At 68.5% G+C, this 20,113-nt stretch carries 16 protein-coding genes; 6 read left to right on the plus strand and 10 right to left on the minus strand.

Annotation, left to right across the window (positions count from 1 at the left end):
- Positions 1-4 precede the first annotated feature (4 nt).
- Entirely contained in the window at positions 5-460 is a 456-nt protein-coding gene (locus NV2_RS18180; RefSeq protein ID WP_067875531.1) for a GtrA family protein, read from the minus strand.
- Positions 457-2,670: a putative glycosyltransferase family protein gene (locus NV2_RS18185; RefSeq protein ID WP_157102965.1), complete on the minus strand. Its 2,214-nt coding sequence runs from the start codon at positions 2,668-2,670 to the stop codon at positions 457-459. The genes NV2_RS18180 and NV2_RS18185 overlap by 4 nt, the downstream gene beginning before the upstream one ends.
- A gap of 287 nt (positions 2,671-2,957) precedes the next feature.
- Here NV2_RS18185 and NV2_RS18190 point away from each other — a divergent pair, with 287 nt between their 5' ends.
- Together NV2_RS18190 and rffA are read left to right on the plus strand one after the other, a co-directional pair.
- Positions 2,958-4,043, plus strand: coding sequence for a glycosyltransferase (locus tag NV2_RS18190; RefSeq protein WP_084475010.1), 1,086 nt, complete (start codon positions 2,958-2,960; stop codon positions 4,041-4,043).
- Positions 4,033-5,223, plus strand: coding sequence for a dTDP-4-amino-4,6-dideoxygalactose transaminase (gene rffA, locus NV2_RS18195; protein ID WP_067875534.1), 1,191 nt, complete (start codon positions 4,033-4,035; stop codon positions 5,221-5,223). Before NV2_RS18190 ends, rffA begins: the two co-directional genes overlap by 11 nt.
- Here rffA and NV2_RS18200 read toward each other — a convergent pair.
- On the minus strand, positions 5,178-8,126 hold the full coding sequence (locus NV2_RS18200; protein WP_067875537.1) for an AMP-binding protein: 2,949 nt from the start codon (positions 8,124-8,126) through the stop codon (positions 5,178-5,180). The genes rffA and NV2_RS18200 overlap by 46 nt on opposite strands.
- A gap of 186 nt (positions 8,127-8,312) precedes the next feature.
- Here NV2_RS18200 and idi point away from each other — a divergent pair, with 186 nt between their 5' ends.
- Complete coding sequence (gene idi, locus NV2_RS18205; protein WP_245662661.1) at positions 8,313-8,876, plus strand: isopentenyl-diphosphate Delta-isomerase; 564 nt, start codon at positions 8,313-8,315, stop codon at positions 8,874-8,876.
- 9 nt (positions 8,877-8,885) lie between these two features.
- Here idi and NV2_RS18210 read toward each other — a convergent pair whose 3' ends face one another.
- Positions 8,886-10,124 carry a globin domain-containing protein gene (locus NV2_RS18210; protein WP_067875540.1) on the minus strand — a complete coding sequence of 413 codons (1,239 nt, stop codon included), beginning with the start codon at positions 10,122-10,124 and terminating at the stop codon, positions 8,886-8,888.
- A gap of 239 nt (positions 10,125-10,363) precedes the next feature.
- A complete protein-coding gene (locus NV2_RS18215; RefSeq protein WP_067875543.1) occupies positions 10,364-10,846 on the minus strand; it encodes an RrF2 family transcriptional regulator in 483 nt (160 codons plus the stop codon).
- 172 nt (positions 10,847-11,018) lie between these two features.
- Here NV2_RS18215 and ilvA point away from each other — a divergent pair, with 172 nt between their 5' ends.
- On the plus strand, positions 11,019-12,239 hold the full coding sequence (ilvA, locus tag NV2_RS18220; RefSeq protein ID WP_067875546.1) for a threonine ammonia-lyase: 1,221 nt from the start codon (positions 11,019-11,021) through the stop codon (positions 12,237-12,239).
- A 46-nt stretch (positions 12,240-12,285) separates the two neighbouring features.
- Here the strand turns inward: ilvA and NV2_RS18225 are convergent, their stop codons facing one another.
- The 3 genes from NV2_RS18225 to NV2_RS18235 all read right to left on the minus strand — a co-directional run bounded on the left by NV2_RS18225 (position 12,286) and on the right by NV2_RS18235 (position 15,509).
- Positions 12,286-12,609 carry a DMT family transporter gene (locus NV2_RS18225; RefSeq protein WP_067875549.1) on the minus strand — a complete coding sequence of 108 codons (324 nt, stop codon included), beginning with the start codon at positions 12,607-12,609 and terminating at the stop codon, positions 12,286-12,288.
- 33 nt (positions 12,610-12,642) lie between these two features.
- A complete protein-coding gene (argH, locus tag NV2_RS18230; protein ID WP_067875552.1) occupies positions 12,643-14,058 on the minus strand; it encodes an argininosuccinate lyase in 1,416 nt (471 codons plus the stop codon).
- Between the two features lie 248 nt (positions 14,059-14,306).
- The gene (locus tag NV2_RS18235; protein WP_067875556.1) at positions 14,307-15,509 is read right to left on the minus strand and encodes an argininosuccinate synthase; all 1,203 of its coding nucleotides are present in this window, start codon (positions 15,507-15,509) and stop codon (positions 14,307-14,309) included.
- Between the two features lie 369 nt (positions 15,510-15,878).
- On the opposite strand from NV2_RS18235, the gene NV2_RS18240 reads away from it, so the two are divergent.
- Positions 15,879-16,685: an SAM-dependent methyltransferase gene (locus tag NV2_RS18240; protein WP_067875559.1), complete on the plus strand. Its 807-nt coding sequence runs from the start codon at positions 15,879-15,881 to the stop codon at positions 16,683-16,685.
- Here NV2_RS18240 and NV2_RS18245 read toward each other — a convergent pair.
- Both NV2_RS18245 and NV2_RS18250 read right to left on the minus strand, forming a co-directional pair.
- A complete protein-coding gene (locus NV2_RS18245) occupies positions 16,658-18,112 on the minus strand; it encodes a carboxylesterase/lipase family protein (RefSeq protein ID WP_067875562.1) in 1,455 nt (484 codons plus the stop codon). The two genes, NV2_RS18240 and NV2_RS18245, sit on opposite strands and share 28 nt — an antisense overlap.
- A 20-nt stretch (positions 18,113-18,132) precedes the next feature.
- Positions 18,133-19,035, minus strand: coding sequence for an MBL fold metallo-hydrolase (locus NV2_RS18250; RefSeq protein ID WP_067875867.1), 903 nt, complete (start codon positions 19,033-19,035; stop codon positions 18,133-18,135).
- A gap of 146 nt (positions 19,036-19,181) precedes the next feature.
- Between NV2_RS18250 and NV2_RS18255 the strand changes: the two genes are divergently transcribed.
- Positions 19,182-20,099 carry a helix-turn-helix transcriptional regulator gene (locus NV2_RS18255; RefSeq protein WP_067875565.1) on the plus strand — a complete coding sequence of 306 codons (918 nt, stop codon included), beginning with the start codon at positions 19,182-19,184 and terminating at the stop codon, positions 20,097-20,099.
- Positions 20,100-20,113: the final 14 nt, after the last annotated feature.

The raw sequence follows: 20,113 nt of genomic DNA on the forward strand, positions 1-20,113 counted from the left end.
CAACCTACCCGGCGCCCCGATAGACACCGTGGTCCGCCCGGCGAAACGAGATGTGCCGGTGGGCGAAGAAGCTGAGCACCGCGATCACACCCATCACGCTCACCGTGGCAGGTGTTTCGGGCAGGCCGAGAACACCGACAGCGCACTGCACCCCGGTCATGTTCAGGACCAGACCACCCGAATTGACCACCGCGAACCGGGCGAAGTCGCGCCACGGCCGGCCGCGCACCCGGAACACCAGGGTGCGATGGGCGAAGAAGGCGAACACGACACTGATCACGTAGGCGAGCGCGACCGCCACCGCGGGCGGGCATCCGCCGGGCAGCACCTGCAGCCACAGCACGGTGAGCGCGATACCGAGCAGTGTGTTGCTGGCACCGACCGCAGCGAAAGCGACTTCCTGGCGCCGGATCAGTCGCAGCAGAACGGGTGCTCGGGTATCGCCCGCCGCGGCCTTCACGACTCCACGACCGCTTCCCGCGCCGACGCAGCCGGGGCGGGCCGACGCGACCGCAGGTACAACCACTGCATCACACCCAGTACCAGCAGTCCGGCGATCGCGGAGCCGATGCCGGCCTTCCAGCCGGGTGGCCGCCAGCTCAACTCCAGGGTGGCCGCATTGGTCCCGGCCGGAATATCGACGGCCACAAAGGTTTTCGCGACGGTACTGATCGGAATCGGATGACCGTCGAGAGTGGCCCGGTATCCGGGCCAGCCGAGCCGCGCGAACACCACCCGCCCGCCGGCGTCCGAACTCACGCGCACCCTGCTGCTCGCCCACGATTCCGCCTGCGCGGCCGCCTCGACACCCTGTGTGCCGGAAATCCGGCCGTTGTGTGTGGAGATCAGGCCCTGTTCGCGTTCCAGAACCCGGATGTACCGCTCGTGGCCCGGATAGTCGACCCATTTCCAGCCCGGTGGCGCGTGCCACGCATCGACGCCGGGGAACAAGGCGCGTTGCAGCACGACCCGGTCGAGTTTCATCAGATCCACCGGCGGCTGGCCGGTCGTCGGCTCGGGAGCGAACAACCGCCGGAACGCATCGGGGCACACACTGGAATCCCAGCGCATACAGAGCATGTCGCCGAACCAGTAGTATCCGTTGGGCGTATAGCCGTTGACGTAGTTCCGGTTCACGTCCGCGGCGTAGTTGCCGAAAACCAGGGAGCCGTACGCGCCTTCGAGTGTGCGCTCCTCGGGCGGGATCAGTGCGCGGTCGCCGAGCTGGATCGTCTGCCCGTCGAATTCCGGGAAGGCCGCCTCGGCCTGTGCCCGATCGGCCGGTAGATTCCAGCCCATCGGGGTCGGTTGTGCCGCATGGACCTGCAGGTAGGCGATCGGAATCATCACTACCGCGGTCAGCATCGCGGCCGCCGCGCTGCCGCGGCGGATGCCCAGCCACACCACAGCCCCGCCCAGCACACCGACGGCGACGGCAGACAGCACATGCCACTGCACGGCCTGCGGATCGGCAGCGCAGGTCCGCACCCACAGCACCGCGATGAGCAGCGCCGCCGCGATCACCCGGGACCGGCACTGCCGCACCGTGCCGAAGCGCCCGAGCAGCACACAGACCAGGATCAGCAGTCCGACGGCCACCATCGGGAGCACGCGGGCCGGCCAGCGCAACGGACCCATCGTGCCGGGACCGGCCGCCCACATCAGGAAGATGATCGCGAACAGCGCCACGCCGACCAGTTCCCGTCCGGCCGCGCGGGCGGCACGCCAGTCGACGAAGGCCGTCGCGGGAATCAGGAACCACGCTATGTAGGTGACCGGCATCGGCTGCACATAGCCCCACCAGGAGGTGAACGCCGGCATTGCCGACGGCAGGCCGGCATTCAGCGATTCCGACCACGGCACGGTCAGGAAATTGTCGTTGACGATCTCTGTGGCGCCCCGCCAGCTCACCCCGGCCGACAACATGCTCGGCAGATAGGTCATCAGACCTGCCATTCCGGCGGCACCCGCGACGACGGCTAGCCGTAGGACCGGACGCCATCCGCGCTGCGCGACAAGTTCTCCCACCGCGACGGCCACCAGCATCAGTGCCGCTTCGACCGCGGGGAAGACGTATTCGACCGAGATGGTCAGGTACAGGAATACGAACAGCGGAATCGGACCGTAGCCGCGAGTGCTCCAGCGATAGCGGCACCGGTCGCCCGCCGGGCCGCGAACATACCGGACCGCACTGGCCCACGCGTGCAACATCCAGGCGATGCCGGACAGGGAGGTGGCCCAGCTCGCCTCGTCGAAGAACAGGAACCAGCCCGAGAACGGAAAGGCGATGCCCGCCACCGCAGCCCACGACGCCCGACTGCCGTACGCCAGGCAGATCCGGTACACCCCGAGCGCGGCGACGAGGGAAAAGAGCAGTTTGACGACCGTGGCCAGCAGGACCAGATTGTCCACCGAGGGCGCGATCAGATCGATCAGCAACTGCGGCGGGTTGAACAGTCCCGCCTCCTCCATGGTGTAGTTCCCGGCCATCCACCGTTCGGGCACCATCAGTGGCAGCTCACCGGCGCGCAGGTGGCGGCCCAGCATCACCCACAGCGGTGCGTACTGGGATTCGGTGTCGTCGGTATAGAAATGCCGCGAATTGGCAAGCAGCACCGCAAGATATCCACCGATCACCCCCAGGCCGGTGATCAGCACCCAGCGCGTCACGACCGCCCGTGGGGATTTTCCGGCAACCGGTTCGGGCTCCGGAGCCACACTCGGCCGTCCGTCGTGCTCGGAATCGGCGAGCGTCACCGTCGACACTGCACTTTCCACCACGGTTGTCAGACCCTACCCGGTCGGTGACGGCAGTCACGTCGGCACCGCGCCGCCGTCCGGGCGCAGGAGTTGAAAACCGCAGCAACCACCGTGTTACAGTGCCCCCGATTCGATTTGCGTTCTGCATAACGGCGAGGGAGCCCCGTGCGTACCGTCATCGAAAGTCGAACCAGCTGATGCCGATTCCGTCCGCGACAGCACCCGCCCTCGGCACCGCGCCGGCCCCGGGCCCGCACCCGGGCGGGGAACCGGCCCACTCGGTATCGGTGGTGATTCCGGTGTACCGCGGCGAGGACACCGTCGCCGGCCTCGTCGCCGAACTACACGAGCTGTCACTGCCCTCGGTCACCCCGCAGGGAACTCCCTTCGCGGTGACCGAGATCGTGCTCGTGCACGATCACGGGCCGGACCGTTCCGATGTCGTCCTGCAACAGCTCTCGGCGCGGTACCCCCAGGTCCGCACGATCTGGCTCAGCCGAAATTTCGGGCAGGATGCCGCCACCATCGCCGGAATGGCCGCGGCCGGTGGCGACTGGGTCGTCACGATGGACGAGGACGGCCAGCACGATCCGGGATGTATCGCCGCATTTCTCGACACCGCGCTCAGCCGGCGCGCGGACCTGGTCTATTCGAAGCCGACGAACACCCGCCCGCACGGTGTGCTGCGCAACCTCGGCTCACGCGGGGCCAAGCTCGCGCTGGCCACCGTGTTCGCCTTCCCGGATTCGACCCGGTTCGAAAGCTACCGGCTCATCCGGGGCGATATCGCTCGCCGGCTCGCCGATATCGCGTGTAACGGCGTATATCTGGATGTGGCACTGACCTGGGTGGTCGACAATACCGCGCAGGTGCCGGTGCGGCTGCGCGCGGAGGGGCGCCCGGAGTCGGGGTACAACTATCGTCGCCTGTTCTCGCTGTTCTGGAAGATGGTGCTGTGCAGCGGGACCCGCGGTCTGCGGCTGGTGAGCCTGCTGGGAGTGAGCCTGGCGGTCGCGGGCGCGGCGATGGCGGCGGTGGTGATCTGCCGGGCACTGATCGGCTCGGGCGGCGACCCGGAGGGCTGGGCATCGACGATCGTGGTGCTGCTGCTGGTCTCGGGCGCGATCCTGTTCTCGCTGGGGTTGATCGCGGAATATCTCGGTCTGGCACTGCACGTGCTGGTCGGCAAACCGCTGTATCTCACCGTCGATGCACCGGCACCGAGACCGTCCGCGCCGGCCCCGGTCGCGGTGGAGGCAGGGCACGGTGCCGGTGACTGCTGAGCGGATTCTGTTCAGCCGCCCCTATCGTGCCGAGAACGAGCTGGCGAATCTCGCCGCGGTACTGGCCTCCGACCACAGCCACGGCGACGGCCGCTTCACCGGCGCGGCGACCGCGAAGCTGCGCGCGATCACCCGGGCTCGGCACGCCCTGCTGACCACCTCGTGCACGCATGCACTGGAGATGGCGGGTCTGCTACTCGAGCTCGGACCCGACGACGAGGTCATCGTCCCGAGTTTCGCCTTCACCTCCACCGCGACCGCCGTCGCGGTGCGCGGGGCGACCTGCGTTTTCGCCGATATCGACGAGCGCGGCAATCTCGATCCGGAATCGGTGGCGGCCGCGGTCACCCGCCGCACCAAGGCGATCGTCGTGATCCACTACGGCGGGGTCGGCGCCGATATGGACCGGCTACTCGCGCTCGCGCGGGCGTACGGGCTCGCCATCATCGAGGACACCGCCCACGGGCTGGGAGGTCGCTGGCGGGGACGTCCACTCGGCACCATCGGCACGGTCGGGGCGCTGAGCTTCCACGACACCAAGAACGTGCACTGCGGCGAGGGCGGTGCGGTGCTGCTCACCGACGACATCCTCATGGATCGTGCCGAGATCATCCGGGAGAAGGGCACCGACCGGGCACGTTTCCTGCGCGGCGCGGTCGACAAGTACTCCTGGCAGGACATCGGATCCAGTTATCTGCCCAGCGAACTGAACGCAGCGGTACTCGATGCGCAACTGTCGGAATTCGATCGGATCCAGGCCGGGCGGCTGCGGGTGTGGAACAGCTACTCCGCGGCACTGCCGGACTGGGCCGCGCGCAACGATATCCGGCTGATGCAGGTACCGGCCGACCGCGAGCACACCGCGCACCTGTTCTACCTACGAACCCCAACCGAGGCCGGCCGGGACCGGCTCATCGCCCACCTGCGCGAGCACGGAATCTGCGCACCGTTCCACTATGTGCCGCTGCACTCCAGCCCGGCCGGGCAGAAACTCGGCCGGACCACGGTGCCGTGTCCTCGGACCGTGGAGTTCTCCGCGACGCTGGTGCGCCTGCCGCTGTGGCCCGATCTCGGGGATCGGCAGGTGGAGCGGGTGATCGACGCGGTGCGCGGGTTCACGGTCCGACGTGCGGGTCAGGCCGGCAGGGTGGCCGCCGACGCCTCGGTGAGCTCCTCGTAGGTGTCGGTCTCGCGGTTGTAGTACCAGGTCCCGGCACCCGGCTGCGGGCGCACCCGGGCCTGCACCCGATCGGTGGCAGGACGGAAGCTGGAGCTGCGGGGGATCTCGTCGACGACGTGGACGAGGTCGGGACGCTGGGCCCGGTCCAACGCGCGCAGCCCCTCGGTGAGGTCGGCCGGCTCGAGGCGATGGCCCGCCCGCACACTCACTGCGGCGACCGCGAGCGTGGTCGCCGCGGTACGGCGTCCGAACACCACCTCCAGATCGACGGCGGCGATATCGTTGAGCGCGTCGGCGATCGGCTGGGTGTACACCGGTCCGCGCGGTGTGACGATGACGGTGTCACGACGATCCATCAACCAGTAGTCCCCGTCGCTGTCGCGGCGGAACAGGTTCTCGGTCGCGGTCCAGGCATCGCCGGGCGCGAAGACGCCCCGCAGCACACCGCGCGAGAAATCGGCGGCCCCACCCGCACGGCCGATCAACAGACCCACCTCGTTGTCGGCGGCGCGGCGAGCGAAACCGCGGGCATCGGTGATGATCTGCTCGGTAACCGGGTCGTAGGAGATCAGTTCCACCTTCGCGGTCCCGGGTACGGGTCGGCCCTTGCAGCCGATCTTGACGCCCGCCACGTTGGCCAGCACCACGTCGCCCTCGATGGAGGCGTAGAACTCGAGTACCCGCGCCGGGGCGAATCGTTCGACGGTGCGCCGCCACAGCCCGGCCGGGACGCCGGAGCCGATGAACAAGCGGATCGGATGCGGATGCCCGTCGCCGAAGGTACCGGCATCGAGGATGTCGCGCAGCATGGTCCAGGTGTAGGTGACCACGGTGACGCCGTAGCGGTGCACCTCTTCGGCGAAGCTCGGCGGATCCAGCGACCGGGCCAGCGCGATCCGGCTGCCACCGGCGATCGCCCCACCGAGGCTGACCAGCAGTCCGGACGAATGATGCAGCGGGGCAAGGCAGTACACGGTGTCGTGCCGGTCGAGATCGGCGGCGGAGGAGGTACCGAAGGCCGAGACCGCCCAGCGTTGATTGGTGATGTATTTCAGCTCGACCTTGTCACCGGTACCGGTGACGAGAATGAACGCCAGCTCGCGGGCGAGCCCGGGGTCTGGGCGGAACCACCCCGGCAGCGTCACGGTCGCCGGATCGACCTGTTCCAGGTCGTACACCTCGGCCCCGGCCGGGACGGCCAGGGTGCGGGCGGCTCCCCCGCCCAGCACCAGCACCCGGCACGCGGTCTGCACCGCGGCCCGCAGGTTCTCCGGATCGGCGACGATCACCGTGGTCCGGGTGGATTCGACCGCCCGGCCGATCTCACTACCCGGCGCCAGCAGGACCGCGACGGCACCGATCCGGGACAGCGCGGCGACGGTCGCCAGCGCGCTCGGCCTGGTCTCCATGAGCACGCCGACCCGGGCGCCCGGGCGCACGCCCGCAGATACCAGCCCGCGCACCACGTTATCGATGCGCTCCCCCACCGCGGCGTGGGTGTGAACCCGGTCGTCGAACAGGAACAGATCCTGTTGCGGTGTGCTGCGCTGCTGCTCGGCCAGCAAGCGGCCCAGCGAAATCCGGGTGTGTGGCTGAATCATCCCCAACCGGGTCAGCCGAGGTAGCGCACGAGCCGCCTCACCGGTGAGTTCCACCGAACCGCGCAGGGTTCTACCGGCCAGCACCCCCAGCGTCGCACCGAGTCCCGCGCCGGCCTCGGCCAGGCCTGCCGCCGTGTGCACGACCCGGTTGACCGCGGAGGTCTGCCGGTCGGCGGCGACATGTTCCCCCATGGGGGCGATGTCGTCGGGCAGATCACTGCTGCCTTCCAGCCAGCGCACCCAGTCGCGCACCAGCGGCCAGGTCCGGGTGGTCGCCGTCGATCCCGCGACCAGCCCGAAATGTCCCGCGACCACGGAGGCCTCGTAAACATCGGCGTTGGGAGCGGCGCGCACGATTCCCCGGACGGCGCCGGGCTGGCCGATATCGTCGACCTCCCCCACGAACGCGAGGATCGGGCATTTCAGTTCGGCCAGTGAGACCGGCTGATCCCGGATCACGAAACCACCCGACATCAGCCGGTTGTGCGCGACGAACTGTTTGAGCAGGTCGGCGGCAGCCGGCCCGGAGTAGGCGACCCAGCCGTCCTGTTCCAGGAATCGGCGCTGCCGCTCTCTGGGCAGCAGCGCCTCCCGGTCGTGCAGCTGGCGCAGAAAGTCGATGCGGGCCTTCGCGGTCTTCATCGGATCCAGCATCTGGAATCCGAGGCGCACCATGGAATCGGTGATCGGCAGCCGGTTGAGCACATGATCGGCGATGAAGTCGGCGGCCTCCGACACCAGCCCGTAGGGCAACCCGAACGGCAGACCGGCCACGATATCGACCGGGCTGCCGAAGGTGACGATGCTCTGCACGCCCTTGCCGTAGCGGAACGCGGAGGTCTGGTAGGCGAACATGCCGCCCTGCGAATAGCCCATCAGGTGTACCGCGCGACCGGTCCGCTCGTTGACCGTGTCGATCGCATTCGACACGGCGAGCACGTGATCGGCCAGATCTCGCTGCCAGCCGCCTTCTTCGGTGGCCGGAGATCCGAAATCGACCACCCAGCAGTCGATTCCGGCACGATGCAGAATTCCTACCGCCCCCTCCTCGGCATTCACATCGTAGATGTCGGCATTCACCATCAGGGGCGGGACCAGCAGCGCCACCGGACGATCGGCGGCAGGGGCGTCGTCGGGGAAGTAGCGGCGCAGACGATACATGCGCTTGCGTTCGGCGACCTCGTAGGGCGAGGACTCCAGGTCGTGGGCGAGACCGCCGAAGCGAATGACCTCGATTCCGTTCTGCGCCGTCGCCAGCAACCGCCGCACCGGCCCGATGACGGTCGTCGTATCGAATTTCACGCTCGCTCCCAGCCCTTGCCCTGCGCCTGACACCACCACGCCCCCTGCGTGCGAGTCGAGCCTGCCACATCCTCAGCCTACTGCGGGACCGGTGTGATCGGTCCCATCCGGGAGCGAGACCGACCGTGCGAGCTGTCGCGGCCGATGCTGCAGGTCTTCGGCGGTCGCCGCCGATAAGGTGGGGTGGTGACCGGCACCCACCTCACCTACCCCACAGTCTCCGCAGACCGTGAATCGCTGCCCGTCGAACTGGTCGACGAGCAGGGTCGCTCGATCGGCGCATGCCCGGTGTCGGAGGCCCATACCGCGCCCGGCCGGCTGCATCGCGCATTCTCGGTCCTGCTGTTCGCCCCGGACGGCGGCGTGCTGCTGCAACAGCGTGCCGCGGTGAAGACCCGGTTTCCCCTGCGCTGGTCCAACACCTGCTGCGGGCATCCGGCGCCGGGGCAATCGGTGACCGAGGCCGCGGCGGTGCGGCTCGGCGAGGAACTGCGGATCGCGGCGCCGTTGCGCGAGGTCGGCGTCTACCGTTATCGGGCCGACGATCCGGCGACCGGGCTGGTCGAGGACGAATGGGACCACGTGCTGATCGGCGAGCTCGCCGAGCTCCCCGGCGACCCCGATCCGGCCGAGGTGGCGGGGCTGCGACGGCTGGAACCGGACCGGCTCACCGCCGACATCGCCTCGGCTCCGGAGCACTTCACGCCGTGGCTGCAGGGTGTGCTCGCCACGGCGTGTGCCGGTCGCTGACTCGCCGGATCAGCGGTCCAGAAGCCAGTCGTTGGGGGCGAACAGTTCGAAGTGGATCTGTTCGTCGGCGATATCGGCCGCCTTCAATTGAGCGCGGGTCGCCTGCAGGAAGCCGGTGCCACCGCACAGGTAGACGTCGGCACCGGCGGGCACCTCGATCCCGTCGAGGGACAGGAAGCCGGTCCGGGCCGCACCGTTCGACGGCTGCTCGTACCAGACGATCAGCTCGGCTCCGGGGAGTCCGGCGACCAGATCGGCCTGTGTGGCGCGCAGCGGATGGGTGGCTTCGGCCCGGTCGGCGTGCAGGACCACGACCTTACGTTGTGATCCGGTGGCGGCGAGGTACTCGAGGATGCCGACCATCGGCGTGATACCGATCCCGGCGGAGACCAGCACCAGTGGGGTCGATGCCGCGGTGTCGACGGTCAGGTCGCCGAACGGGAGCGTGATCTGCAGCCGGTCACCGACGGCGACGTCGGTGTGCAGGAAACTCGATACCTCTCCCTCGGGGCGGCCGTCGATCTCGTCGACGCGGCGCACCGCGAACGCGAGCCGGCCCGCGCCGGGCGCCTGCACGAGGCTGTACTGCCGCAGCTGACGGGCACCGTCGGGCAGATCGACACCGACCGAGACATACTGTCCCGGAACGAAATCCGGCAGCGGGGTCGCAGCATCGACGGCCTCGACGACGAATGTGGCGGTGGCGGCCGGATCGTCGATTCGCTCGATCACCCGCACCTCGCGGAAGACCTCCCCCGGCTCCACTCCGGCGCCGGCATAGAGCTCGCCCTCGAAGCCCATCAGCGTGTCCGCCATCAGCCAGTACACCCGGTCCCAGGCGGCGGCCACCTCGGCGGTGACGGCATCGCCGAGCACGTGCACGATGGCGGCGAACAGATGCTCGTGCACGATCGGGTAATGCGCGGGCAGGACGCCCAGCGAAGCATGTTTGTGGCCGATGCGGGACAGCAGCTGACGGGGATGCGGCAAATCCGGATCGATCAGGTGGGTGGCGAAGGTGGCGATCGAGGCCGCCAGCGCGCGCTGCTGCTCGCCCTGCGCCTGGTTGCCGCGGTTGAACACATTACGCAGCAGATCCGGATGTGCGGCGAAGAGGCGACGGTAGAACTCGGAGGTGATCTCGCCGATGTTGGCGCCGATCGCGGGCAGGGTGGCGCGGACGATCTCGACGTGATGCGGTTCGAGGTCGGCGATGGTGTCCAGGGCCGAGGTCGAGGCGGTGGTCATGGTGGAACTCCTCTTCGAGCAACAATTCCGGTGTCTCGCCGGACAAATTCCACGGTAGCCATTTCCATCGCGCGGGTGCCAATTATCCGGACGTGCGTTCAATTACCGGCTCGAATGCGGTTTATGTTACATGGAACACACTTATTTCAGATGATAGCGAAACCGACTGACTTCCTGGACATGTTGGTGCCCAAGCAGTTACAGAGAACAGATCGGCGCAATTCCCGAAAACAGCCGCGTCAGAAATCCAGCGGAGAATCCACGGATATTCCGCCGAAAGGCACACTCGGCAACGAGGAAAGATGGAGCAATTCCTGTGTTTTCCGGTCGACCAGATCACTGAGCGAATATCGATCGAGTTCGGAGTAGAACGATTCCTGCGCCTGCGCGAGAATACGGCGCAGCCGGCAGGCTCCGGCCAGCGGGCATGGATGGTCCCCGACACATTCGACGACCTCGGCCCGTTCCTCCAGGCCACGCACGATCTGCCCGACGGTGGCGCTGCGGCCGGCGTCGGTGAGAAAGATGCCACCGGCGCGGCCCCGTTGCGAGGCCACCAGACCCAGTTCGGACAGCTTCGTCACGGCCTTGGCGACATAGTGTTCCGAGGCGTTGACCTGGCGCGCGACGAGTTTGACGGTCACCCGCTCCTCGGCTCCGCTACTGACCGCGAGCCGCATCATCGCACGCAGCCCGAGATCGGTGAACCGCGACAACTGCACGTACCCAGGTTACCGATCACCACCCTAATTCCGCCTTCGGAAAGCGCATTCACGCCTGTGTCCTCAATTACTCCACCGAGCACCGATTTTGCGACCGGCGCCATGGCACTCACACCGCCACCTCGCAGTGGCGGTGCGCCCGTGACGGGCAAGGGTCTGGCAACATGACCGCATGGAGCTGATCGGGTTCGATCGCATCGCCGCGGCACGCGAGGTCCTGGCCCCCGTGGTACGGCGCACCCCGATCGTCGCCTCCCGGGTCCTGTCGGAGCGTGCCGGTACCGAGGTGCTGCTCAAATGCGAGAACCTGCAGCGCACCGGTTCGTTCAAACCACGCGGCGCCTACTTCCGGATCGCGAATCTGGCGCCGGAGGAACGGGCGGCCGGTGTGGTGGCAGCCAGCGCGGGCAATCACGGACAGGGCGTCGCGTGGGCCGCGGCGACACTCGGATTGTCCTCGACGGTGTTCATGCCGATCGGTGCGCCGCTGCCCAAGGTGGTCGCCACCCGCGCCTACGGCGCCACCGTCCGGCAAGCCGGCGCCACCGTGGACGAAACTCTGCTCGCCGCACAGGATTTCGCCGCCGACACCGGTGCGACGCTGATTCATCCGTTCGATCATCCGGACATCGTCGCCGGACAGGCCACCGTCGCGCTCGAACTGCTCGAACAACTCCCCGAGGTCGGTACGGTCCTGGTGCCGACCGGTGGCGGTGGTCTGCTGGCCGGGATCGCGGCCGCACTACATCCGGTGGCACCGCAGGTGCGGGTGATCGGGGTGCAGGCGGCCCTGGCCGCGGCGTGGCCGGATTCGCTGCGCTTCGGTGAACCGGTAGCCCTGCAACGCATGTCGACCATCGCCGACGGTATCGCCGTGGGCCGGCCCGGCGAGGTGCCTTTCGCGCACGTCATCGCCCACCATCCGGAGATCGTCACCGTCGACGACGATGCGCTGTCCGAAGCGGTGCTGGTCTGCCTGGAACGAGCGAAACTGGTGGTGGAACCCGCCGGAGCGGCGGGCGTCGCAGCCCTGCTCAGTTGCGCGGCCGACGAATTGGCGCTCCGCGGGCCCGTCTGCGCGATCGTGTCCGGCGGCAATGTGGACCCGATCCTGCTCACTCGTATCCTCGGGCACGGTCTCAGCGCCGCCGGACGCTATCTCGTCGTGCGGATCGTCCTGTCCGACCGGCCCGGGAGCCTGAGCGCACTGCTCGACACGATCGCCGGAACCGAGGCAAACGTCCTCGATGTGGTGCACGCGCGCACCGCCGCAGAGCTGGCCATCGACGAGGTCGAGGTGCTGGTCACCCTGGAAACCCGCGGCGCGGCCCACCGCGACGACGTGCTCGAGGCGATCCGGGGCGCGAAATACACTGTGCGTGTCCATCACTGAGACAGCCGGCGGAAGCGGTGCCGCACCTGCCGAAAACGGGAGCAGATCAGTGTGAACCGCCGAGTTCCAATGCCAGTACCCCGGCGATCAGCAGGCCTATCCCGCCGATCTGCACCATCGTGAGCCGCTCGTCGAGAAACAGCGCACCGATGGTGGCGACCAGTGCCACTCCGATCGCCGACCACACCCCATAGGCGACCCCCACCGACATCCCCCGCTTCAGCGCCTGCGACAGGAAGACGAACGCCGCCGCATAGCCGACCACCACCACGATCGAGGGTACGAGTTTGGTGAACCCCTCGGACAGCTTCAGCGAGACCGTGGCCGACACTTCCGACACGATGGCCAATCCGAGCAATACGAACATCATGCGCGCACGATAGCGCGGTGGCCTCGCCGCGGTTCAGGCCAACCAGGCGCGCGCGTCGGCGGCGGTGGTACGGACCTCGGCGAGTTGTTCGGCGACGCGGACACCGGCGGTACCGCCGCGGGAGTTGCGGGAGGCGATCGAGCCCTGCACGGTCAGTACCTCGCGCACCTGCGGGGTCAATGCCGGGTCGACGGCGGCGAATTCGGCGTCGGTGAGCTCGTCGAGGCCGACTCCGCGCGCCTCGGCCGCACGCACGCACGCACCCGCGGCCTCGTGTGCGACGCGGAACGGAACACCCTGGCGCACCATCCATTCGGCGATATCGGTGGCCAAGGTGTACCCGGCGGGCGCCAAGTCGGCCATCCGGTCGGTGTGGAAGGTCAGCGTGGAGACCAGGCCGGCGATGGCGGGAAGCAACAACTCCAGCTGGGCCACCGAATCGAACAGGGGTTCCTTGTCCTCCTGCAGATCCCGGTTGTAGGCCAGCGGTTGCGCCTTGAGCGTCGCGAGCAGGCCGGTGAGGTTACCGATCAGGCGGCCGGCCTTGCCGCGGGTCAGCTCGGAGACATCCGGATTCTTCTTCTGCGGCATGATCGACGAACCGGTGGACCACGCGTCGGCGAGGGTGACGTAACCGAATTCCGGTGTGCTCCAGAGAATGATCTCCTCGGCCATCCGGGACAGGTCGACCGCGGTCATCGCCAGCACGAAGGCGGCCTCGGCGGCGAAATCGCGGGCGGAGGTGGCGTCGATCGAATTGGCGGCCGCGGCATCGAAATCCAGATCGGCGGCGATCGCTTCGGGGTCCAGGCCCAGCGACGATCCCGCGAGCGCACCGGATCCGTACGGCGAGATCGCGGCCCGGGAGTCGAAATCGCGCAGCCGTTCCACATCGCGCAACAGGGGGTGGGCGTGCGCGAGCAGATGATGGGCCAGCAGCACCGGCTGCGCGGCCTGCAGGTGGGTCTTGCCCGGCATCACCGCGTCCGGATGGGCGGCGGCCTGCGCGACCAGGGCGTCGACGACCTCGAGCACGCCGAAGGCGACCCGGCGCACGCCGTCCCGCAGCCACATCCGGAACAGGGTGGCGACCTGATCGTTGCGCGAGCGGCCCGCGCGCAGCCGGCCACCGAGTTCGGTGCCCACCCGCTCGATCAGCCCGCGCTCGAGTGCGCCGTGCACATCCTCGTCCGATTCGGCCGGGGTGAACGCACCCGACGCCACGTCGGCGGCGAGCCGATCCAGTCCGGCCAGCATGGCCGTCAGATCGGTCTCCGACAGCAGTCCGGCCTTGTTCAGCACCCGCGCATGCGCCTTGGAGGCGCGCACGTCGTAGGGTGCCAGCGCCCAGTCGAAGTGGGTCGATTTGCTCAACGCCGCCATCGCCTCGGCGGGACCGGAGGCGAACCGGCCGCCCCACAGCGCGCCTTCGTTGGTGGCATGGCTCATCGGATCTCTTCTCCTCGTGTCGCGAACGGGTGATGCGGCCCGGGCCCGGTTCACCTGCGGCGCCGGGCTCGGTCGCAGGCTACTCCGCGGTGCCGGGCGAGCATGGTGCCGCACCGTTGTCCCGGCGACCTTCCGTGATCGCCCGCGGGCGCGCTGCAGTCTTTGGGCGGGTGCGGCGGCCGGCACCACACCGGAGCAGCGAACGAGCCCGGCCTCCTGCGCGGCCGGGCTCGTCGTCTGCTGCGCGATTACTTCTGGGACAGGTCCCGGCGGGCCGCGACCTTGGAGGACAGCCCGTGGATCTGGACGAAGCCCTTGGCCAGCGACTGGTCGAAGCTGTCGCCCTCGTCGTAGGTGGCCAGGTTGAAGTCGTAGAGCGACTCCTCGCTGCGGCGGCCGTTGACGACCACGTTGCCACCGTGCAGCACCATCCGGACCTCGCCGGAGACATGCTGCTGGGTGTCGCGGACGAAAGCGTCCAGGGCCCGCTTGAGCGGGGAGAACCACAGGCCGTCGTAGACCAGCTCACCCCAGCGCTGCTCGACCTGACGCTTGTAGCGGCCCAGTTCCCGCTCGATGGTGACAGCCTCGAGTTCCTGATGGGCGTTGATCAGGGCGATCGCGCCCGGCGCCTCGTAGATCTCGCGGCTCTTGATACCGACGAGACGGTCCTCGACCATGTCGAGGCGGCCCACACCCTGACGCCCGGCGCGGGTGTTGAGTTCGGTGATGGCTTCGAGCACGCTGACCGGGCGGCCGTCGATGGCGATCGGCACCCCCTTGTCGAAGGTGACGATCAGTTCGTCGGGTGCCTCGAAGTTGACCGTCGGGTCGACGGTGTAGTCGTAGACGTCCTTGGTCGGCGCATTCCACAGATCCTCGAGGAAGCCGGTTTCGACCGCGCGGCCCCACAGGTTCTGGTCGATCGAGAACGGCGATTTCTTCGACACCGTGATCGGCAGCGCGTTCTCCTCGGCGAAGGCGATGGCCTTCTCGCGGGTCCAGGCGTAGTCGCGGACCGGCGCGATGACGTTCAGGTCGGGTGCGAGCGCACCGATCCCCACTTCGAAGCGGACCTGGTCGTTGCCCTTACCGGTGCAACCGTGCGCGACGGTGGAGGCACCGTGGTACTCGGCGGCCTCGACCAGGTGCTTGACGATCAGCGGGCGGCTGATGGCCGACACCAGCGGGTAGCGACCCATGTACATGGCGTTGGCCTGCACGGTCGGCAGGCAGTACTCGTCGGCGAACTCGTCGCGGGCGTCCACGACGACGGCCTCGACGGCGCCGCAGTCCAGTGCGCGCTGGCGCACCAGGTTCATATCCTCGCCGCCCTGGCCCAGATCGATCGCGACGGCGACCACCTCGGCCCCGGTCTCCTTGCCGATCCAGCTGATGGCGACGGAGGTGTCCAACCCGCCCGAATAGGCGAGTACGACGCGATCGGCCATGACTCATGCTCCTCAGATTCGTACGTATGGTGTGCGCTGTCACCAGCGAGGATAGGGGCCGCTACCCGCCCTCGGACGGCCCGTATCAGCTACAAATGATTATGCATGATGATGCAATCCCATTCATAACCGGGGTAGAGGATGCATGCATGCTGCCGCGCAGGCACCCGGCACCCCCTCCCGATGCGTCGCCCACCCGGCTGGACGCGCCGGTGAACCACTGGAGCGCCGTGGCACGCGAGCCGTGCCGGTCCGACGTCCAATTACCAAGGTCTCCAGCATGTTTCGATCCGCGGAAACCGTCGACGGTGCGGCAGGGTCCGACGTAGAATGCGCCGACAACCACTTTCACGCCGAACAGGACTGGTGATGACCGTATTCGGTAGCACGTCGGCCGCCGAGCCGGAGCTGCCCAGCAGTGCCCGCATCTACGATTACGCGTTGGGCGGCAAGGACAATTACGAGGTCGACCGACTCGCTCTCGAGAAGGTCATGCGGACCTTTCCGACACTGCGGACCGCGGCCCGGCACAACCGGGAGTTCATGCACCGCGCGGTGGATACGCTGTCCGAGGCCGGCGTCCGGCAGTTCCTCGACATCGGCACGGGTATTCCGACCGAACCGAATCTGCATCAGGTGGCCCAGGCACGATCACCCGAATCCCGGGTGGTCTACGTCGACAACGATCGGGTGGTGGTGGCCCACGCCCGCGCACTGCTGGGCGGGGCACCCGAGGGGCGCACGGCCTTCGTCGAGGCCGACCTCAACCGGCCCGAGTCCATTCTGGCCGTGCCGGAGGTGGTCGAGACTCTCGACCTGAATGCTCCGGTCGCACTGAGCCTGGTCGCGGTGCTGCACTTCCTGTCCGATGAGCAGGATCCGGCCGGGGTCGTGAAAACCCTGCTCGACGGCCTGGCCCCCGGATCGTTCGTCGTCGCCTCCCACATCACCGCCGATCTCGATCCCGACGGTATGGAGCAGGCATTCGAGATGTACCGGCAGCAGGCCGTCTACGTCCAGGCCCGCAGCCGCGACGAGGTCGCCGCACTGTTCGACGGCCTCGAGATCCTGGACCCCGGCATCGTCACGGTGAACCGGTGGCGACCCCCCATCGAGCCCCCGGCCTGGCTCGACGCCCAGATCAACTGTTACGGCGTGGTGGCGCGCAAGCCCTGAACCTGCTGGTCGCCGGCGGTGAATCGGTACACCTGCTCGGGCTCCCAGCCGGGATCGCCGGTGCGGGCGAACCTCGTCCACGCGGCGTGCATCCGGTTCGCGAGCTCGGCGGGCGCCGCGGTGGGGCCGAGCATGCCACGCGGCCCTCCGAGTTCGGGCAGCGTCACGGTGTCGAAGACGAAGGGCAGTTCGACCGTGTGCGCTGCCCCGAGTAGCCCGCCGACCGCCGGGGAGCGCCACCCGAATTCGTAGGTGTGGGTCGATGCGCGGGTATGTGCGCGATGCGCATCGGCCGACCGACGGCTGCCCTCGACGAACAGGGCATCGCCCAGCATCGCCGAGCGCACCTGTCCCACGGTCGCCTCGGGCCGCACCGACCGATATCGGTCCACCCACGCCCGCGGATCGTCGTGCAGCCGCGCGGCGAGGGCGTGCACATCGTCGAGGGTCGAGGTCAGCAGATTTCCCTGCGGCACCAGGTAGAGATTCCCCTCCTCGGCGTTCGTGCCGATCATGAGCGCCACCTCGGCGGCGGCCCCTGTGGCAAAGGTGTGGGCGGGTTGTTCTTCGAGCACCAGGCCGAACGGGCTGAGCCCGACGAGCGGATCGGTATCGGTGGCGGTGCGCAGGTCCAGGCCGGTCAGCCCGGGCACGAGATCGACCAGCGCTTCGTCCGGCACGGCGCCGAATCCTGCTGTGGTCGACTCGATTCCGAGCGCGGCCGCCGCCGCCCGGGTGACGCGCTCGCCCTGTTCGGGAGTGAAGGCGCCGAGCCCGTTTCCGCTCTGCACGATGGCGCGGTGCACCAGGCCGGCCGCCGCGGGCGCGGCCAGGACCCCGGTCACGAGGGTCGCGCCGGCGGACTGACCGAAGAGCGTCACCCTGTCCGGATCACCGCCGAACGCGGCGATATTGCGCTGCACCCAGCCGAGTGCGGCCATGATGTCGAGCAGCCCCCGATTGGCCGGTGCCCCGGGCACATCCAGGAATCCGGTGACGCCCAGCCGGTATCCGACGCTGACCAGGATCACATCGTCACGGGCGAATGCGGTGCCGTCCGACACCGGCGCACGGGTGGCACCGCTGACGAATCCGCCGCCGTGCACGAACACCATGACGGGGTGATCGCTTCCGTGCCGCGGCGCCCACACGTCGACGGTCAGATAGTCCTCGCCGCGAATCCAGCCGGGGCCGAAGTAGGGAGACATATCGAGCGCGCCGAACCCGTCGCGGCGAGCCTGCGGGGCAGTGGCGCCCGGACGGGTGGCATCCCGGACACCCGGCCAGGGCCGGTGCGGAGCGGGGGCGGCGAATCTCGCCGCACCGATCGGCGACGCGGCGTACGGAATGGCGCGAAAGACGTGCGCGGGGCCGTCGGCGCGGCCGCGGACAGCGCCCTCGGTGGTGGTGACGATCGGTTCGGACATCCGAATTCTCCTGTTCTCGTTCATATCCGGGCGAAGGGCGCCCAGTTCTTGATGGCGAACCGGTCGCCCTCGCGCACGACTTCCGCGCCGCCGTGCCCGCCCAGATGCGCCGGCAGCACGAGTGCGTTGCGCTCGGCCGCGCGACCGAGCAGCCGCCGCCGGGTGGCGGCCGCCTGCGCCGGGTCCTCGCAGAAGCAGCTGTTGGTGTCGGGCTCGACGAATTGCAGCGGGGTGTGCAGCATGTCGCCGACGAACACGGCGCGATCGGTACCGGATTCGAGGTGCAGCACCGAGGAGCCCGGGGTGTGCCCGGGCGCGAGTTCGAGCCGCAGATTGCGGTCGATGCGGTAGCCGTCGTCCCACAGCAGCGTGCGGCCGTCGCGGTGCACGGGAGCGACGCTGTCGGCGAACACGTTCCCCTTGGCTTCCCCCAGGGCCGAAGCGTGTCCGTTGGCAGGATTCCAGAAGTCGAAATCGGCGCGCGGCACCAGGTAAGTGGCGTTGGGGAAGGTCGGCACCCAGTCCGCGCCGTCGAGCCGGGTGTTCCACCCGACATGGTCGACGTGCAGATGGGTGTTGATCACCAGATCGACATCCTCCGGGCGAACCCCGGCCCGGCCCAGATTGCCGAGGAAATCGGTGTTCAGATGGTGCCAGACGGGAGTGTGCGGCCGCTCCTTGTGATTGCCGACGCCGGTATCGACCAGGATCGTCGCGCCTTCGCTGCGCACCAGCCACGATTGGATCGCCGAATGGACCATATCGGTCGCGGGATCGTAGAAATCCGGCGCCAGCCAGGACTCGTGCTCGTTCCAGGCAGCGTCGGGACTGTTCGGGAAGAAGGTCTGCGGGGTCAGTTCGACCGAACCGTAGAATTCCATGACCCGGGTGATCGTGACGTCACCCAGCACGATCTCGTGCATATCCACTCCAGGACGTTCGCTGTTTCCGCCGAGTGCACGGCGACACCTGTCAGCCTGCGGCGGCGTACCGGGGGCGGACCAGACCCGCTCGTGGGTACCCCCGCCAGGGTCAGGTTCGGCGATCGGCCGGAGTGCAGACTGGACAGATGAGTGGTGACGGACAGTTGGGTGAGTTCCTGCGGGCCCGTCGGGCACGCCTGGTGCCCGACGAGGTCGGACTACCGCGGTATCCCGGCCGACGGCGGGTCAGCGGGCTACGCCGCGAGGAGCTGGCGCAGTTGGCCGGGGTCAGCGTGTCGTATTACACGCGCCTGGAGCAGGGGCAGTCGGCCAACGCCTCCGATTCGGTGCTCGAGGCCCTGGCCGACGCCCTGCGCCTGGACCAGCACGAGCGAGCTCATCTGCGTCAGCTCGCGACCCGGCGGTCCCGGCCCCCACGGCGACCCGCGCCGGAGCGCCTGCATCCGCTGACCCGCGACCTGATGCGCCCGTTGGAGACGGTGCCGGCGGTGGTGCTGGGCAGGCGCACGGACATCCTGGCCTGGAATGCACTGGGACATGCCCTGCTCGCCGGACATATCGACCGGACCGCGGTGGATCGGCCGGCCGATCGGCCGAATCAGGCCCGTTTGTTGTTTCTCGACCCGCATCTGCGCGAGCTGTATGCGGACTGGCCACGCAAGGCGCGCATCATGGTCGGACATCTGCGCCTGGTCGCCGGGCAACATCCCGACGATGCGGCGCTCGCCGCGTTGATCGGCGAATTGTCGATGAAGAGCCCGGAATTCGCTGCCCTGTGGAGCGATCACCGGGTGAGCCCGTGTGCCGGGCAGAGCCATGAGCTGCGGCATCCGGTACTGGGTTCGCTCACGGTCTACCAGCAGATCCTCGTTCCGGCACGGTCACCGGAGCAGTCGGTGGTTGTCGTCACCGCCGCCGACGCCGGCTCGGCGGACAGCCTGCAGCTGCTCACCCGGTCGATACGGGAACTGGGGGCCGGCGACGACCACGTCGCCGCACCGGTATTCGAATCAGCGACGAGTGCGCGGCGGCCCGGTGCCTGAGAGCGGGCACCGCC

Origin of the sequence: Nocardia vermiculata NBRC 100427, assembly GCF_001613265.1 — a bacterium.
In the GTDB taxonomy this organism is placed as follows: domain Bacteria; phylum Actinomycetota; class Actinomycetes; order Mycobacteriales; family Mycobacteriaceae; genus Nocardia; species Nocardia vermiculata.

Bases quoted from the DNA above. Each gene is read 5' to 3' on its own strand.
- NV2_RS18190 (WP_084475010.1), top strand. From the start codon at position 2,958: ATGCCGATTCCGTCCGCGACAGCACCCGCCCTCGGCACCGCGCCGGCC.
- NV2_RS18210 (WP_067875540.1), bottom strand. From the start codon at position 10,124: ATGACCACCGCCTCGACCTCGGCCCTGGACACCATCGCCGACCTCGAA.
- ilvA (WP_067875546.1), top strand. From the start codon at position 11,019: ATGGAGCTGATCGGGTTCGATCGCATCGCCGCGGCACGCGAGGTCCTG.
- NV2_RS18225 (WP_067875549.1), bottom strand. From the start codon at position 12,609: ATGATGTTCGTATTGCTCGGATTGGCCATCGTGTCGGAAGTGTCGGCC.
- argH (WP_067875552.1), bottom strand. From the start codon at position 14,058: ATGAGCCATGCCACCAACGAAGGCGCGCTGTGGGGCGGCCGGTTCGCC.
- NV2_RS18235 (WP_067875556.1), bottom strand. From the start codon at position 15,509: ATGGCCGATCGCGTCGTACTCGCCTATTCGGGCGGGTTGGACACCTCC.
- NV2_RS18240 (WP_067875559.1), top strand. From the start codon at position 15,879: ATGACCGTATTCGGTAGCACGTCGGCCGCCGAGCCGGAGCTGCCCAGC.
- NV2_RS18245 (WP_067875562.1), bottom strand. From the start codon at position 18,112: ATGTCCGAACCGATCGTCACCACCACCGAGGGCGCTGTCCGCGGCCGC.
- NV2_RS18250 (WP_067875867.1), bottom strand. From the start codon at position 19,035: ATGCACGAGATCGTGCTGGGTGACGTCACGATCACCCGGGTCATGGAA.
- NV2_RS18255 (WP_067875565.1), top strand. From the start codon at position 19,182: ATGAGTGGTGACGGACAGTTGGGTGAGTTCCTGCGGGCCCGTCGGGCA.